Origin of the sequence: Streptomyces sp. NPDC087420, assembly GCF_044744165.1 — a bacterium.
Classification (GTDB): Bacteria; Actinomycetota; Actinomycetes; order Streptomycetales; family Streptomycetaceae; genus Streptomyces.
On record NZ_JBIUXU010000006.1, the window covers coordinates 331,741 to 346,388 of the forward strand.

Here is a 14,648-nt window from a genome sequence, read left to right on the forward strand (position 1 = left end):
CGGTTTGCATCGAAGGAGCACAGATGACGGAGACGGGCGGTGCGCCTGCGGGGATCCCCACGCAAACCGGTTTGGAGGGCGAGAGATCAAAGGGGCCCGCTAAGGGGCCCGCGACCATCTCCGACGTCGCCGCCCGGGCCGGGGTGAGCAAGACGACCGTCTCGCACGTCCTGTCCGGCCGGCGCCCCGTCTCCGAGGCCACACGCCGCAAGGTCACACGGGCGGTCGAGGAGATGGGGTTCCAGCAGAACTTCTTCGCACTCGGCCTGTCGGGACGCCGCAGCCAGACCGTCGCCCTGGTCGTCCAGGACCTGACCAACCCGTTCTACCCCGCTCTCGCCCGGGGGCTCCAGCAAGCGGTCGGCGGGCGTGACTACGTCGTCCTGCTGGCCGACGTCGGCGCCGGCACACCACCGATCGAGGCCTTCCTCAACGAGGCCGTTCAGCGCCGTGTCGACGGAGTGGTCGTGGCCGCCGTCGACGTACCGGACCGGCTGCTGGAACCCCTGCTCGCCTCGGGCGCACGGGTGGTGACGGTCGGCTCACCCCGGCACGGGACGTCGACCGACGTGGTGTCCTCCGACGACGAGAGGATCGCCGCCGACGCGGTCGCCTACCTGCACGGTCAGGGCCACCGGACGCTGGGCATCATCTCCGGGCCCGTCAGGGTCGCTCCCGGTTCCGCGCGCCTCGACGGCTACCGGCAGGCTCTGCGCGACCACGGCCTGCGGCCGCTGCGGGCCGCCGAGGCGGTGGGGGACTGGACGCGGGAGTCCGGGGCCAAGGCGATGCACCAGCTGATGGACCTGGAGCGACGGCCCACGGCGGTGTTCTGCGCCAACGACCTCATGGCGATCGGCGCGCTCGACGCGGCCCGCGCGCTCGGCCTGTCGGTCCCCTCCGACGTCGCCGTACTGGGCGTGGACGACATCGACGCGGCCAGCCTCGTCAGCCCCTCCCTGACCACCGTGCGGGTCCCGGCCCAGGAGATCGGGCGGGTGGCGGGAGAGCTGCTGCTCGCCCGCATAGACGCTCCGTCCCAGACGCCCCGCCGCGTTCTGGTCCAGCACCACCTCGTTCATCGCGAATCTGCCTGAGGAGCTCACCGCTCGTGCACGACGTACTTGACCCACGCGATCTCGTCCCCGACGAAGCCGAACAGCTTCTGTCCTCGGGGTACGCGGCCGGAGAGCTGCTGGACGCGGCCCGCCGGGCCGCCGCGGCCGACGACCTCGCGGAACTGGCCTCCCTCGCGGAGGCGCTCGCCGCACTGCGGCGCTCCCCGGGCTGGGACTTCGACGAACCGTCCGACGCCGAGGAGATATGGGCGGCCCTCGCCCCGCCGACGGCGCCCGCCCGGCCCGTCGCCGGGGGAGAGCTCCCCACCCGCCTGGCAGGTGCCTGGCTGGGACGGTGTGTGGCCAACACGATGGGCAAGCCCGTCGAGGGACTGACCCGGGACGAGGTCGGCATCTACCTGCGGGCCACCGGTCAGTGGCCCCAGACCGGCTTCATCCCGCTGCTGGACGAGCTGCCCGCCGGGGTCAGCCACCTGCACGAATCAGCCCCCTTCGCGGCGGCCGGCCGCTTCGACGCCGTCCCCCGGGACGACGACCTGGACTGGACGATCCTCGGCCTGCACCTGCTGGAGACGTACGGGCGCGGCCTCACGACGGAGGACATCGGCCACGAGTGGCTCGACCGCATCCCCTTCACCCAGACCTTCACGGCCGAGCGCGCCGCGTACCGCAACCTCATCCACGGCCTCCGGACACCGGAGACGGCCACGCACGACAACCCGTACCGTGAGTGGATCGGTGCGCTGATCCGTACCGACATCTACGGCTACGTCCAGCCGGGCGACCCACGTGCCGCGGCGAGGATGGCGCTGACCGACGCGGTCCTGTCCCACACCGCCAACGGGATCTACGGCGCGATGTGGTCGGCCGCACTGGTCGCCGAGGCCCTGGTCGTCACCGAGCCGGCCGACGCCCTGCGGGCCGCCCTCACCGTCGTCCCCCCGCGCTCCCGGCTCCACGCGAGCCAGGCCGGGGTGCTGCGCCTGTTCGACGAGGGTGCCACCGCCCAGGCGGCGCAGGACTGGATCGACCAGGAGCTGGGCGGCTACAACTGGGTCCACACCGTCAACAACGCCGCCATCATCGCCGCGGCACTGTTGTGGGGCGAGGGCGACTTCGTCCGTACGGTCGCCCTCGCCGTCGGCGCCGGTCGTGACACCGACTCGACCGCGGCCACCGTCGGCAGTGTGTTCGGCGCCCTGCACGGGCCCGGCGCCGTCCCCGCCCGGCTGGTGGAACCGACCGGTGGAGTGGTCCGCAGCGCCGTCCAGGGCTTCGACCGGATCACCGTCGCCGAACTCGCCGCACGGACAGAAGCCGTCCGTGTCGCCTTCGAACAGGAAGTGCTCGCATGACCGCCACCCGCAGGATCGTGATCGACACCGACCCCGGTCTGGGCGAACCCGGATCCGACATCGACGACGGCCTGGCCATCGCGCTCGCCCTGCGCTCGCCGGAACTGACCGTCGAGGCGCTGACCGTCGTCAACGGCAACGTCGACGTCGACACGGGAGTCGATGTCGCGAGGCGTCTCGTCGAGCGCCTCGGCCACCCTGACCTGCCGGTCCTGCGCGGCGCCGACCGTCCGCTGCTGCGCGACATGGCTCCCGTCCGGGCGCTGTTCGACGACGTGGCCGGAGACCATCCGGTCCGGACGGCGGCGGAGGACCGGATCGGACCGACGAGCGACGTCACGGCCGCCGAGTACCTGGTGGAGCTGGTGGCCACGTACCCCGGCGAGATCTCGGTGGTCGCCATCGGCCCCATGACCAACCTCGCGCTGGCGCTGCGCCTCGACCCGGGATTCGCCGGGAACGTGGCGGAGATCATCATGATGGCGGGCTCCGCCACCGGGTACGCCCAGAACATCACCGTCGTCGGCGACTTCAACGCCTACGTCGACCCCGAGGCCCTCGCGATCGTCCTGGCCAGTGGCGCCCCGCTCCGTATGGTGGGCATCGACCAGACCTCCCGCGTGCGGCTCACCCGGGACGACGCCGCGGTCCTGTCGCGCGGGGACTCCTTCGGCCGCTGGGCCGGCGAGTGCGCGCTGGCCTGGATCGACTTCCTGTCCAGGGCCTTCCCGCTGCGCGAAGAACACCGGGACGCGTGTTTCCTGCACGATCCCCTCGTGGTGGCGGCGTTCCTCGACCCGTCCCTCTGTACGTGGGCCGACGCGCACGTCGTCACCGACACCACCAGCGAGCTGGCCCGGGGCCTGGTCGTGGCCGACCGCGGACTCGCCCTCGCCCCACCCCCCGGACCCCCCAACGCCTCGGTCGCCGTCGACACCGACGTGCCTGGCTTCGGCCGCCTCTTCCTCGATCGCCTTACCGGTACTCCTGCCGGCGATTGACCGCGATCCCCATGACCGTCAGAGAGGACCGTCATGAAGTTCCCCGTCCTTACCCGCCCCCTCCGGGCGACCACACCACTCGTCGGCGGCGCGATCGCCGTGGCCCTGCTGATCACCGGCTGCGGATCCGGTGGTGATTCCTCCGGCGGCACCCAGCAGCCCGCGGGTCTCACCGCGGCCGGCGGCCTCAAGGATCCGACCACGCCGGTCACCATCAACTACGCCGGCGCCGCCTACGCGGCCGACGACATCAAGCCGGTCCTCGCGGCCTTCCACCAGGAACACCCGAACATCACCGTCAACTACCAGGCGGTTCCGTTCGACCAGTTCAACAGCGTCCTCAGCACCCGCCTGAGCCGCAAGGACGCGACCCTCGACGTGTACGACGTCGACATGCCCCGTACCGACGCGTACCAGGCACGTGGCTGGCTCACCGATCTGTCCAAGGCGTTCCCCGGCCTGGCGGGACAGGTCGACAAGGCTTCCCTGGACGCCGCGACCAGTGACGGAAAGCTCGTCACCATGCCGTACCAGACGTCGAGCCAGCTCCTCTACTACAACAAGGCGCTGCTCAAGAAGGCCGGCGTCGCCTTCCCCTCGGCGAAGCCCGACGACCGCCTGACCTGGGAAGCGGTCACCGCCGACGCCAAGAAGACCCAGCAGTCCGGCGCCAAGTACGGACTGGTCTTCGACCAGGTCAACCGGTACTACCAGTTGCAGCCCCTGGCCGAGAGTCTCGGCGGCGGCTCGGGCGCCAGTGGTGACAAGAACCTGACCCCCGCGCTCCGGACCGCGGGCTGGGAAAAGTCGATGGACTGGTACGGGTCGCTGTTCAAGGACAAGATCTCCCCGCGCGGCGTACCGGTGGCACAGACCCCCGACCTCTTCGCCTCCGGCCAGGTCGCGTTCTTCCCGGGCGGCCCCTGGTGGGGCCCCAAGTTCGCCGCGAACTCCAAGCTGGACTTCGGCGTCACCGCGTACCCGTACTTCAAGGGCGGCAAGGCGGTCACCCCCACCGGCGGCTGGTCCCTCGGGCTGAACCCCGCGAGCAAGAAGGCGGTCGCCTCCGAGATCTTCATGAAGTTCATGGGGCTCGACAAGGGCGGCTTCGCCCAGTACATGCCGAGCCTGGCGGTACCGCCCTCCAACACCGCGGGTACGGCGAGCTTCTACGACGAGAAGATCTTCAAGGACCCCCGCATGGCGGGCGCCGTGGACCTGACCAAGTACGAACTGGCCAACACGGCCACCCTGCGTGCCAGGACCACCGGCTACGTCGAGTTCGAGGACACGCTGTCCAAGACCTTCGACGACATCAGTAACGGCGCCTCGGCGAAGAGCGCGCTGTCGTCGGCCACCAGCACGATCAATCAGGCGTGGGCGAAGTACCGCTGACCCATGCGAGCCGACCGGCCGGGGCGAGCCGATGGAGCCCCGGCCGGCGAGAGGGACAACCCGCAATGACACTGACAACACACCATCCGGAGAGCGGCGCGGCGAAACCGCCCCCGCTCCCCAAGGGCACACTTCAGCGGCGCAGGTTCGTGGGCAACCTCAGCGCGGCGGCGATCTTCCTGACCCCCGCGCTCGCGCTCATCGTCGTACTCCGGCTGATCCCGGTCATCCAGGCCGTGAACGACGCCACCCACACGAGTCTGCCCGGCAGCACACTGCCGCCGCGCTATGTGGGGCTGGACAACTTCACCGCCCTGTTCTCGTCCCACGCCTTCTGGTCCTCGGTGCAGCAGACGCTGATCTTCAACGTCATCGTGAACCCGCTCCAGATCGCGCTGGCGCTGGCCCTCGCGGTGCTCCTCACCCAGAACCTCCCCGCCACCGGCATCTGGCGCACCCTGGTCTTCCTGCCCGCCGCGGTCCCGATGACCGGTTCCGCGGTGGTGTGGGGCATCGCACTGCGCCCGGACGGCCCCGTCAACGCGGCCCTCACCTCCGTCGGCATCCACCAGCAGCCCTTCCTCACCGGACAGGGACAGGTCCTCGGGAGCATCATCCTCATCGCCAGCTGGATCGGCGTCGGATACTGGATGATCTTCCTCATCGCCGGGCTCAACGACATACCGACCGTGTACTACGAAGCGGCCGCGATCGACGGGGCGGGCCCCCTGCGCCGCTTCTGGTCGGTGACCCTTCCCCTGCTCCGCCGGCCCCTGCTGTTCGTCCTGGTCGCCGACACCGTCTCGAACTTCGTCCTGTTCGCGCCCATGCAGATCCTGACCGACGGGGGACCGCAAGGAAAGTCGAACTTCCTCATGTACGACATCTTCCACAACAGCTTCGAGCTGTCCGACCCGCACACCGCCGCGGCGGAACTCCTCGTCCTGCTCGTTCTGATGATCGTCATCGTCGCGGTCCAGTTCCGGCTGCTGCGCAGCGCCGAGGAGAGCTGATCATGAACCGCACCCCGCCTCCGAACCCCGGTGCGTACGTGGCGCGGAAGCGCGGCCGTACCGGCCGCGTTGTCCTGACCGCCGTCGCCCTCGTCGTGGCGCTCGCCTTCCTGCTGCCGGTCCTGTGGCTCATCGCCAGTACGTTCCGCAGCTCGACGGAGACCTTCGCCAACAGCTCGTCCATGAACTGGCACATGCTGTGGCCCGTTCACTGGACCCTTGAGAACCTTCACTCGGCGATCGACAACGGCTTCCTGCGCAACCTCGCCAACAGTGTGATCGTCGCGGCGGTGACCGTCGTGCTCGGCATCGTGATCTCGGCGATGGCCGCCTTCGCGCTGGCGGTGGTCGACTTCCCGGGCCGGAAGATCGTCTTCGGCATGGTCGTCCTGAGCTTCCTCGTCCCCTTCGAGGCCATCGCCATCCCCCTGGCGCACACGTTCAGCGACTGGGGCCTCACGAACAACATGCCCGCCCTGATCCTGCCCGGACTCGGCAACGGGCTGGCGATCTTCACACTCCGTCAGTTCTTCCTGGGCATCCCGTCGGAGCTGGCCGAGGCCGCCCGGGTGGACGGGGCCGGGTGGCCCCGCATCTTCCTCAGGATCTACCTCCCCCTGACACGCCCGGCGCTCATCGGTACGGGTCTCATCCTGTTCCTCTTCCAGTGGCAGGCCTATCTGTGGCCCATCCTCGTCACCACCAGCGACGGCAATGACGTGGCGCCCGTCGCCATCGCCAAGACCTTCGCCGCGTTCAGTTCGGACTACGGCCGCGTCTTCGCCGAGACGGCGGTGCTGGCGGTCATTCCCGCGGTGATCCTGCTCGGTCTCCAGCGCTACTTCGTCGCATCGGTCGCCACCACTGGGAGCAAGAATTGACCCGCGTAGCCGTCGTCGGATCCGCGAATCTCGACCTCGTCGCCCACACTCCGCGCCGCCCCGCCCCGGGTGAAACCGTCCTCGGCACCGGCTACTTCCAGCACCCCGGCGGAAAAGGCCTCAACCAGGCCGCCGCGGCGGCCACGGTGACACCCACGTCGTTCGTCGGCCGCCGCGGATCCGACGACGCGGGGCGGTTGCTGGAGGCCGAGCTGGTACGGCGCGGGGTCGACACGTCCCGGTTCCTCGCCATGGAAGGACCCAGCGGCCACGCCCTGATCACGGTGACGCCCGACGGCGAGAACAGCATCACCGTACTGCCCGGGGCGAATTACCTGCTGCTGCCGGACGACGTCACCCGCGCCCTCGACGTCCTCGCGCCCCAGGTCGTCCTCACCCAGCAGGAGATCCCCCTCGCGACCACCGGGGCCACGGCACGGTGGGCGCTCACCCACGGCGCACGGCTGATGCTCAACGCCAGCCCCAGTGCGGCCCTGCCCGAAGAGGTCCTTGCCGCGGCGGACCCCCTCGTGGTAAATCTCACCGAAGCACACTTCCTGACGGCCACCGACACACCGTCGGACGCCGCGAAGATCCTTGCGAAGCAGTGTGTTTCGGTCATCATCACCCTCGGCTCCGACGGTTCCCTCGTCGTGGAGAACGGGCGTACGACCCACCTCCCCGCACCGAGGCTCACAGCGGTGGCCGACACCACGGGAGCGGGCGACATGTTCGCCGGCGTCACGGCGGCCCGTCTCGCCCGCGGAACCGGCCTGGTCGAGGCCGCACACCACGCAACCCAGGCAGCAGCTCAGGCCATTCAGACACCAAGGTCCAGCCGATAGGAGCATCGCGTGCACGTCAGAGCCGACGCACCACGCCGTATACGCCACCTTCAGAACACCGCGGCAGGTCTCGTCGTCGCCGTTCTCGCCACCTTCCCGGCGACCGTCCCGGCCCACGCCGACACCACCTCCCCTCCCAAGAAGGCCGCGCCGGCCCCGGCCCTGGCGGCGGCCGTACCGCCCCCGACCACCGGCGCCCGGCTCCAGACCTCGGGCAACCCCACTCCCGTGGGCACCGGGAAGGTCTACTACCTGGACGCACAGTCCGGCAACGACACCGCGGCGGGCACCACCACCGCGACCGCCTGGAAAACACTGAACCGGGTCACCACGGCCTCGCTGTCACCCGGTGACGTGGTCGCCCTGCGCCGGGGCCAGACGTTCACCGGCAGCGCGACCGTGAACGGCTCCGGCACCGCCGCCGCCCCCATCACCGTCACCGCGTTCGGCAGCGGGGCCGCGCCGACCCTGTCCAACCCCACGGGCTGGAACATGCTCCAGCTGGCGGGCACGCACATCGACGTCTCCCAGCTGCGGTTCGCCAACGGTGTTGTCTTCGACAACGCGGACGGACAGGGCATCACCGGCCCCAAGTACAAGCTCAGCGGCGCGATCGCGGTCACCGACCCGGCCACGTCGGCGCACCTCCACGACAACGAGTTCACCCAGGTCGGCATCGGGGTCAAGACCTACGCCACCAGCACCCGGATCGACCACAACTCGTTCCACGACCTGAAGATCGCCTTCCGGGGCGTGGACTCCGGCACCGAGACCTCCTACGGAGCCGTCGGTGTCTCGATCAACAACAGCGACGCCCAGGTAAGTTACAACCAGTTCGTCAACTGCCGTTCCACCGACAGCCCGTACGGAGCGGACGGCGGCGCGGTCGAGATCGAGGGCTTCGACCACGACAAGAACAACATCACGATCGACCACAACTTTTCGTCCGGTTCGCAGGGGTTCCTGGAGGTGACCGAGACCAACAGCTCCCACGTCAGCCTGCTCTACAACATCAGCGACGACTACCAGCAGTTCGTGGCCTTCGACACCACCACGCACCCCTCCGGCTACACGGTCGACCACAACACGGTCGTACGGGCCCGGGGCGACAACCAGACGCAGTTCGCGATCTACTTCTACCGGGAAGAAGGCCCCCCGGCGGCCGACTCCTGGCTCTCCCTCACCAACAACATCTTCTACCTGACGTCGGGTGTGGTCCTCTACGACTACAACTGGCCGCACCACCACAACCTCGTCCACGGCGCGCTCGGCTACTCCCCGGGTGTCGGCGACATGGCGGCCGACCCCCAGTTCACCAACACCGCGGGCGGCGACTACCGGCCCGGTCCGACGAGCCCGGCCAAGGACAACGGCACGGCGGCGACGGCCACCACCGACATCTACGGCAACAACAGCAGTGTGGGCCTCGGCACCGACATCGGCGCGGTCGAGGCGCAGAACGCGCCGGCCGCGGGGGCGAACGCCGTGACCGACGGTGGCTTTGAACAGCAGACGGCCCTCACGGCGACCAGTACCCCCTGGGCGGGCGACGGCAGCCTGCCGTACGGCGTGGATGTCGCCCAGGGCAAGGCGCACACCGGTCAGGACAACGCCTGGATCTCCTCCGGCGGCACGACGGACTGGGGCGGGGTCAAGCAGACCGTCAACGTCACCGCCGGCGCCACGTACCGGCTCACGGTCTGGGTGAGGAACTCCGGGAACATCGATCACGCCTGGCTCGGCGCCAAGACGACCACGGGCACCGTGGTCAACGAGATCAGCCACGGCACCAGCCCCGGCTGGAACCGTTACGTCCTCACGGTGAAGCCCGGGACGGCGACCCAACTGTCCCTGTACGCCGGGTACTACGGCCCGTCCGGCGTGAGCACGTGGCAGACGGTCGACGACGTCACACTCCAGAAGATCAGCTGACCGGGACACCCCGGCGCTCGCGCGCCCGAGTACCTGGCGTCAGTGAGTGAGGCGACCTCGGCGGTCACGGGACGGACGATCCCGTGGCCGCTGAGATCGCCGTCGTCTTCCGGTCGGTGGAAGATCGCCGACCGGGCGGCTTCCGGCCAATATGGCTGATATGTAATCGTATGAGGTATGGACTCTTTTCCGCTGGAACCGGACCGTGCCGCCATGGGGGAGATGGGCGGACTCGTTCTCGGCCGTGTCATGGACTTCGTCGAGAGCCTCCCGGACCGCCCGACCGGCAACACCACCGATCCACAGGAGACCGCGGACCTGGTGAAGTCGTTCCTCGCCGAACCACCCGAGGAGGCGGGGGACCTCACGGCGCTGCTCGACCGGCTGGAGCGCGCGGTGGAGTGCTCCCTGGAGACGGCGGGGCCCGGGTACCTGGCGTACGTCCCCGGCGGGGGTCTCTACAGCTCCGCGCTGGCCGAGTTCTACACCCGGGCCGTCAACCGGTACGGCAGCCTCGCCATGGTCGCCCCGGCGCTGACGGCCCTGGAGGAGAGTGTGCTGCGCTGGATGGCCAGGGACGTGTGCGGACTTCCCGAGGGCAGTACGGGGCTCCTGACCACCGGCGGTTCCATGGCCACGTTCTCCGCGGTGGTCGCGGCCCGGCACCAACGACTCGGCGAGGACCTCACCGGCGGTACCGCCTACGTCACGGCGTACGCCCACCACTCCGTGGCGAAGGCGGCCCGGCTCGCCGGAATCGCCGCCCGGAACGTCCGTACGGTGCCCTGCACCGCGGACCTGCGGATGGACACCGAAGCGGCGGCGGCGATGATCAGCGCCGACCGGGCGGCGGGACTCCGTCCCTTCCTGCTCGTCGGTTCTGCCGGTACCACCGGCACCGGGGCGGTCGACCCGCTGCCGGCCCTGGCCGGTCTGGCGGAGCGCGAAGATCTCTGGTTCCACGTGGACGCGGCCTACGGCGGCTTCTTCCGCCTCACCGAACGCGGGCGCCGGCGACTGGCCGGAACGGAACGCGCCGACTCCGTCACCCTCGACCCCCACAAGACCCTGTTCCTGCCCTTCGGCACCGGAGCCCTCGTCGTACGTGACCCCGCCACGCTCTACGCCGCCCACGAGGGCACGGGGGACTATCTGCAAGACCTCGGTTCGGCCGACGGACTGCCCAACTACGCCCACCTGGGGCCGGAACTCACCCACGAGGTCCGCGGCCTGCGCGCGTGGATACCGCTCCACCTGCACGGGGTGGCCGCCTTCCGGGACGCCCTCGACGAGAAGCTCGACCTCGCCGAGCGCGTCCACGACCGGCTGGCCGGCCTGCCGGCCCTCGAAGTCCCCTGGCGTCCCGAGCTGAGCACGGTGGCCTTCCGGGTCCGTCCCCGCGACAGCGGCGCGGACGCCGTGGAGGAGGCGGACCGGGCCACCCGGCACCTGCTCGACCGCATCAACGACGACCCGCGGGTGCTGCTGTCGAGCACCGTCGCCGACGGCCGCCAGACCATACGGGTCTGCGTCGTCGTGCACCGTACGCACGCCGACCGGATCGACGGGCTGCTCGACCGCATCTCCACCCTGGTCGCGGCCTAGGCCCGCAAACCTTCGCGGACACGCCCTAGGTCGGACGACCATGCGTGGGGCGCGCATCCAGTGAGTGGTGGGGCCCGGGTAGGTGGTGGGGAGCAGCCATTCGACCGATGCCGGTGGGGCGGGGCCGGTGGGAGCTTGTGAGAACGCCGCAGGACCCGTGTTCGGTGTGTACGCGGGGCGGCGAGGCGGATCCGTGGTGATGCGCCGTCTCACAAGGAGGAACAGTGCTTCACAACCGTAAGTTCCGTATCACCCTGCTCGGCTCGGCGGTGGGGGTTGTCCTCGCCGCGGGCGTCACCACCCTCGCGTCGGCCACGCCCGGCCACCACCCGGCCCCGGCGCCCAAGCCGACCGTTGTCCTCGTTCATGGTGCCTGGTCGGACTCGGCGAGCTGGAGCGGTGTGGTCGAGCGCCTCCAGGCCAAGGGCTACCCGGTCACCGCCACCCCCACCGCGCTGCGCGGGCTCTCGGACGACTCGGCGTACCTGGCGTCCTACCTCAAGACGATCCAGGGCCCGGTCATCCTGGTCGGCCAGTCCTACGGCGGATCGGTCATCACGGACGCCGCCACCGGCAACACCAACGTCAAGGCCCTCGTCTACATCTCCGCCTTCGCGCCCGACAAGGGCGAGAGCGCGGCGGACCTGACGGCCAAGTTCCCCGGCACCCACATCACCGACGACCCCGCCGCCCCGCTCCCGACCGCGCTCAACCCGGTGCCCTTCACGCTCGCCGACGGCACCGGCGGAGTCGACCTCTACGTCAAGGCCGACCAGTACCGCGACCTCTTCTTCGGCGACCACCTGGGCGCCGGGGCGGCGGCCGAACTCGCCGCCACCCAGAGGCCCGCCACCCCCCAGGCCCTGGGCGAGCCGTCCGGCGCGCCTGCCTGGAAGACCATCCCGTCCTGGTACCTCGTCTCCAAGGACGACCACCTCATACCGCCGGCCGCCGAACGCTTCATGGCCGCCCGCGCCCATTCCCACACCGTCGAGGCCAACACCCCGCACGCCGCACAGGTCACCGACCCGGGCGTGGTCACCGGCCTCATCGAAAGCGCGGCCAACGGCACCCGCTGACCCCTGCGGGCGGGTCCGCTACTTCTCGGGTCCGGCGAGGTTCCAGTGGGGGACGGCCATGTCGTGGGTGACCTCGTCGGCGCCGCCCAGACGGCCGCAGGTCGCGCAGGTCGCGGTGAGGGCCAGGGGGTGGTCGTCGTGCGTCTGGCGCATCGGCGGCGAGGTCACGGTCCACTTGGCGCCCCACGACATCAGCATCAGGACGGCGGGGCCGAGGTCCTCGCCGGCCTCGGTGAGGTAGTACCCCTCATAACGGGAGCCCTCGGGGTCGGCCCTGCGTTCGAGGATGCCTCCCTCGACCAGGGCCTTCAGCCGTGCCGAGAGGCGGTCGCGCGGCGCTCCGGTGTTCCGTGCGATCTGGCTGAACCGGTGGTTGCCGAAGGACACCTCGCGCACCACGAGCAGCGACCAGCGGTCTCCTACGAGTTCGAGCGCGGAGGCGAGGCTGCACGGGCGGCCGGCGAGGGTGGTCGGGTCGATGCGTATCACGGGCATGAGCGCACTCTACCTCGAATGTGGTTTGAAAGTCGGACCAGGGCGTGCTAGCGTTCGATCATCGGCTTGCGGTTTGGAAATCAAACCATATCAACCATACGACATCACCAGATGGGAATCGATCATGTCCGCACACGCCTCCAAGACCGCTGTCATCACAGGAGCCTCCTCCCCGTTCGGTGAGGCCTACGCCCGAAGGCTCGCCGAGCGCGGGTACGACCTGGTGCTGGTGGGCCGTAACGAAGGAAAGATCAAGAACGTGGCCGCGAGCATCGCCGAGCACAGCGACGTGGACGTGCGGACCCTGGTCGCGGATCTGGGCGACGCGGCCCAGCTGGCGAAGGTCGAGGAGCGGCTGCGTACCGACGAGTCGCTCGACCTGCTGGTCAACGCGGCGGGGGCGGCCACGTTCGCGCCCACCCCGGGCTTCGACGTGAACGCGATCAACGAGCAGGTGGCCCTCAACGTCACCGCCACCACCCGCCTCGCGGTGGCCGCGCTGAGCGGCATGACGCGGCGCGGACAGGGGACGATCGTGAACATCTCCTCCGCCATGGCGTTCTGGATCCAGCCGGTCAGCTCGGTCTACAGCGCCACGAAGAGCTATGTGCTGACCTTCAGCCAGGCCCTCCAGCAGGAGCTGTCCGGTACGGGCGTCCGGGTGCAGGTGGTCGTCCCCGGCGCGATGTCCACCGGGTTCTGGGACGGATCCGGTGTCGAGCTGTCCAACTTCCCCGCCGCGAACGTCATGACGCCCGAGGACGCCGTGGACGCCGCGCTGGCTGGACTCGACGCGGGGGAGGACGTCACCATCCCGTCCCTGGTGGACGTCGCGGCCTGGAACGCCTACGAAGAGGCGCGGGACGCCGTCGCCCCCATCATGTCGCGCGACGTTCCCGCGGAGCGCTACCGCGACTGACACCGCGACCGACACCGACTGCCCGTGAGCCCCGGACCGACAAACGGTCCGGGGCTCGCTCGCGCGGCCGTTCGACTGAACTTGGGTGAACTCCCCAGCCGGGCGGGCGGTTTTCCGGATGGTGAAAGTAATCTGACGCCGTCGATCACGGGCGGGGACATTCGGTAGTCGAACTTCACGAAAAGAGAGTCGCCCATGAAGGAAAAGCGAAAAATCGCCCTCAGTGTGCTGGCAGCGGCCGCCGCGGTCACTCTGACCCTGGGTTCCGCGACCACCGGCAACGCCGAGTCCGCCGGCCCTTCGCACGGTCGTACGCCCACCATCGTCCTGGTCCACGGAGCATGGGCGGACGCCTCCAGCTGGGCCGCCGTCACCGAACGCCTCCAGGACCGGGGCTTCACCGTCAAGGCTCCGCCCAACACCCTGCGGGGAGTCGCCACGGACTCCGCCAACCTGCGGGCGTACCTGGAGACGCTCACGGGCCCTGTGGTGCTGGCCGGCCACTCCTACGGTGGGTTTGTCATCTCGAACGCCGCGACGGGCATCAAGAACATCAAGTCCCTGGTCTTCATCGACGCCTTCATCCCCGCCGAGGGGGAGACGGCGGGCGAGCTGAGCGCGGCCGAGCCGGGATCGGCGCTGGCCGTTCCCGATCCCAGCACCGTCTTCGACGCCGTGCCGATCCCGGGCAGCGACGGCGACGCCGATCTGTACGTGAAGCAGAACCTGTTCCCGCAGATCTTCGCCGGCGGCGTCCCGCTCAACAAGGCCGCGGTGCTGGCGGCCGGGCAGCGCCCGCTCGCGGCGAGCACCCTCGACGAGCCCTCGGGAAAGCCGGCCTGGAAGAAGATCCCCTCCTGGGCCCTCATCGGCACCGAGGACGAGGTCATCCCCCCGGCGGAGCAGCGGTTCATGACCGCACGGGCCCACTCCCACACCGTCAGTGTGAAGGCTCCGCACCTGTCGATGGTCTCCGACCCGGACGCGGTCACGGACGTGATCCTCAGGGCCGTACGGAACGACTGACACCCGGGACGGGGGCCGGACGG

Annotated in this window: 13 protein-coding genes; 12 read left to right on the forward strand and 1 reads right to left on the reverse strand. The window is 69.9% G+C overall.

Annotated elements, in window-relative coordinates; genetic code table 11:
- Positions 1–23: 23 nt before the first annotated feature.
- The 10 genes from ACIO1C_RS14770 (at position 24) to ACIO1C_RS14815 (ending at position 12,185) form a co-directional block, all read left to right on the forward strand.
- A complete protein-coding gene (locus ACIO1C_RS14770; RefSeq protein WP_401862856.1) occupies positions 24–1,097 on the forward strand; it encodes a LacI family DNA-binding transcriptional regulator in 1,074 nt (357 codons plus the stop codon).
- Positions 1,098–1,111: 14 nt separating this feature from the next.
- Positions 1,112–2,434: an ADP-ribosylglycohydrolase family protein gene (locus ACIO1C_RS14775; protein ID WP_401862858.1), complete on the forward strand. Its 1,323-nt coding sequence runs from the start codon at positions 1,112–1,114 to the stop codon at positions 2,432–2,434.
- Entirely contained in the window at positions 2,431–3,435 is a 1,005-nt protein-coding gene (locus ACIO1C_RS14780) for a nucleoside hydrolase (protein ID WP_401862861.1), read from the forward strand. The genes ACIO1C_RS14775 and ACIO1C_RS14780 overlap by 4 nt, the downstream gene beginning before the upstream one ends.
- Before the next feature lie 33 nt (positions 3,436–3,468).
- On the forward strand, positions 3,469–4,830 hold the full coding sequence (locus tag ACIO1C_RS14785) for an ABC transporter substrate-binding protein (RefSeq protein WP_401862864.1): 1,362 nt from the start codon (positions 3,469–3,471) through the stop codon (positions 4,828–4,830).
- A 65-nt stretch (positions 4,831–4,895) separates the two neighbouring features.
- Positions 4,896–5,843 (forward strand): carbohydrate ABC transporter permease, encoded by a 948-nt coding sequence (locus ACIO1C_RS14790; protein WP_401862866.1) that lies wholly within the window; start codon positions 4,896–4,898, stop codon positions 5,841–5,843.
- A gap of 2 nt (positions 5,844–5,845) precedes the next feature.
- On the forward strand, positions 5,846–6,724 hold the full coding sequence (locus ACIO1C_RS14795; protein WP_401862869.1) for a carbohydrate ABC transporter permease: 879 nt from the start codon (positions 5,846–5,848) through the stop codon (positions 6,722–6,724).
- A complete protein-coding gene (locus tag ACIO1C_RS14800; RefSeq protein WP_401862872.1) occupies positions 6,721–7,569 on the forward strand; it encodes a ribokinase in 849 nt (282 codons plus the stop codon). The genes ACIO1C_RS14795 and ACIO1C_RS14800 overlap by 4 nt, the downstream gene beginning before the upstream one ends.
- Before the next feature lie 9 nt (positions 7,570–7,578).
- Positions 7,579–9,501, forward strand: a complete 1,923-nt coding sequence (locus tag ACIO1C_RS14805; RefSeq protein ID WP_401862873.1) for a hypothetical protein — start codon at positions 7,579–7,581, stop codon at positions 9,499–9,501.
- A 177-nt stretch (positions 9,502–9,678) separates the two neighbouring features.
- Positions 9,679–11,106, forward strand: coding sequence for a pyridoxal phosphate-dependent decarboxylase family protein (locus tag ACIO1C_RS14810; protein WP_401862876.1), 1,428 nt, complete (start codon positions 9,679–9,681; stop codon positions 11,104–11,106).
- Between the two features lie 224 nt (positions 11,107–11,330).
- Entirely contained in the window at positions 11,331–12,185 is an 855-nt protein-coding gene (locus ACIO1C_RS14815; RefSeq protein ID WP_401862878.1) for an alpha/beta fold hydrolase, read from the forward strand.
- A gap of 18 nt (positions 12,186–12,203) precedes the next feature.
- Here the strand turns inward: ACIO1C_RS14815 and ACIO1C_RS14820 are convergent, their stop codons facing one another.
- Complete coding sequence (locus ACIO1C_RS14820; RefSeq protein ID WP_401862880.1) at positions 12,204–12,680, reverse strand: winged helix-turn-helix transcriptional regulator; 477 nt, start codon at positions 12,678–12,680, stop codon at positions 12,204–12,206.
- Between the two features lie 124 nt (positions 12,681–12,804).
- Between ACIO1C_RS14820 and ACIO1C_RS14825 the strand changes: the two genes are divergently transcribed.
- Positions 12,805–13,599: an SDR family NAD(P)-dependent oxidoreductase gene (locus ACIO1C_RS14825; RefSeq protein WP_401862883.1), complete on the forward strand. Its 795-nt coding sequence runs from the start codon at positions 12,805–12,807 to the stop codon at positions 13,597–13,599.
- A 195-nt stretch (positions 13,600–13,794) separates the two neighbouring features.
- The gene (locus ACIO1C_RS14830) at positions 13,795–14,625 is read left to right on the forward strand and encodes an alpha/beta hydrolase (RefSeq protein WP_401862885.1); all 831 of its coding nucleotides are present in this window, start codon (positions 13,795–13,797) and stop codon (positions 14,623–14,625) included.
- Positions 14,626–14,648 lie beyond the last annotated feature (23 nt).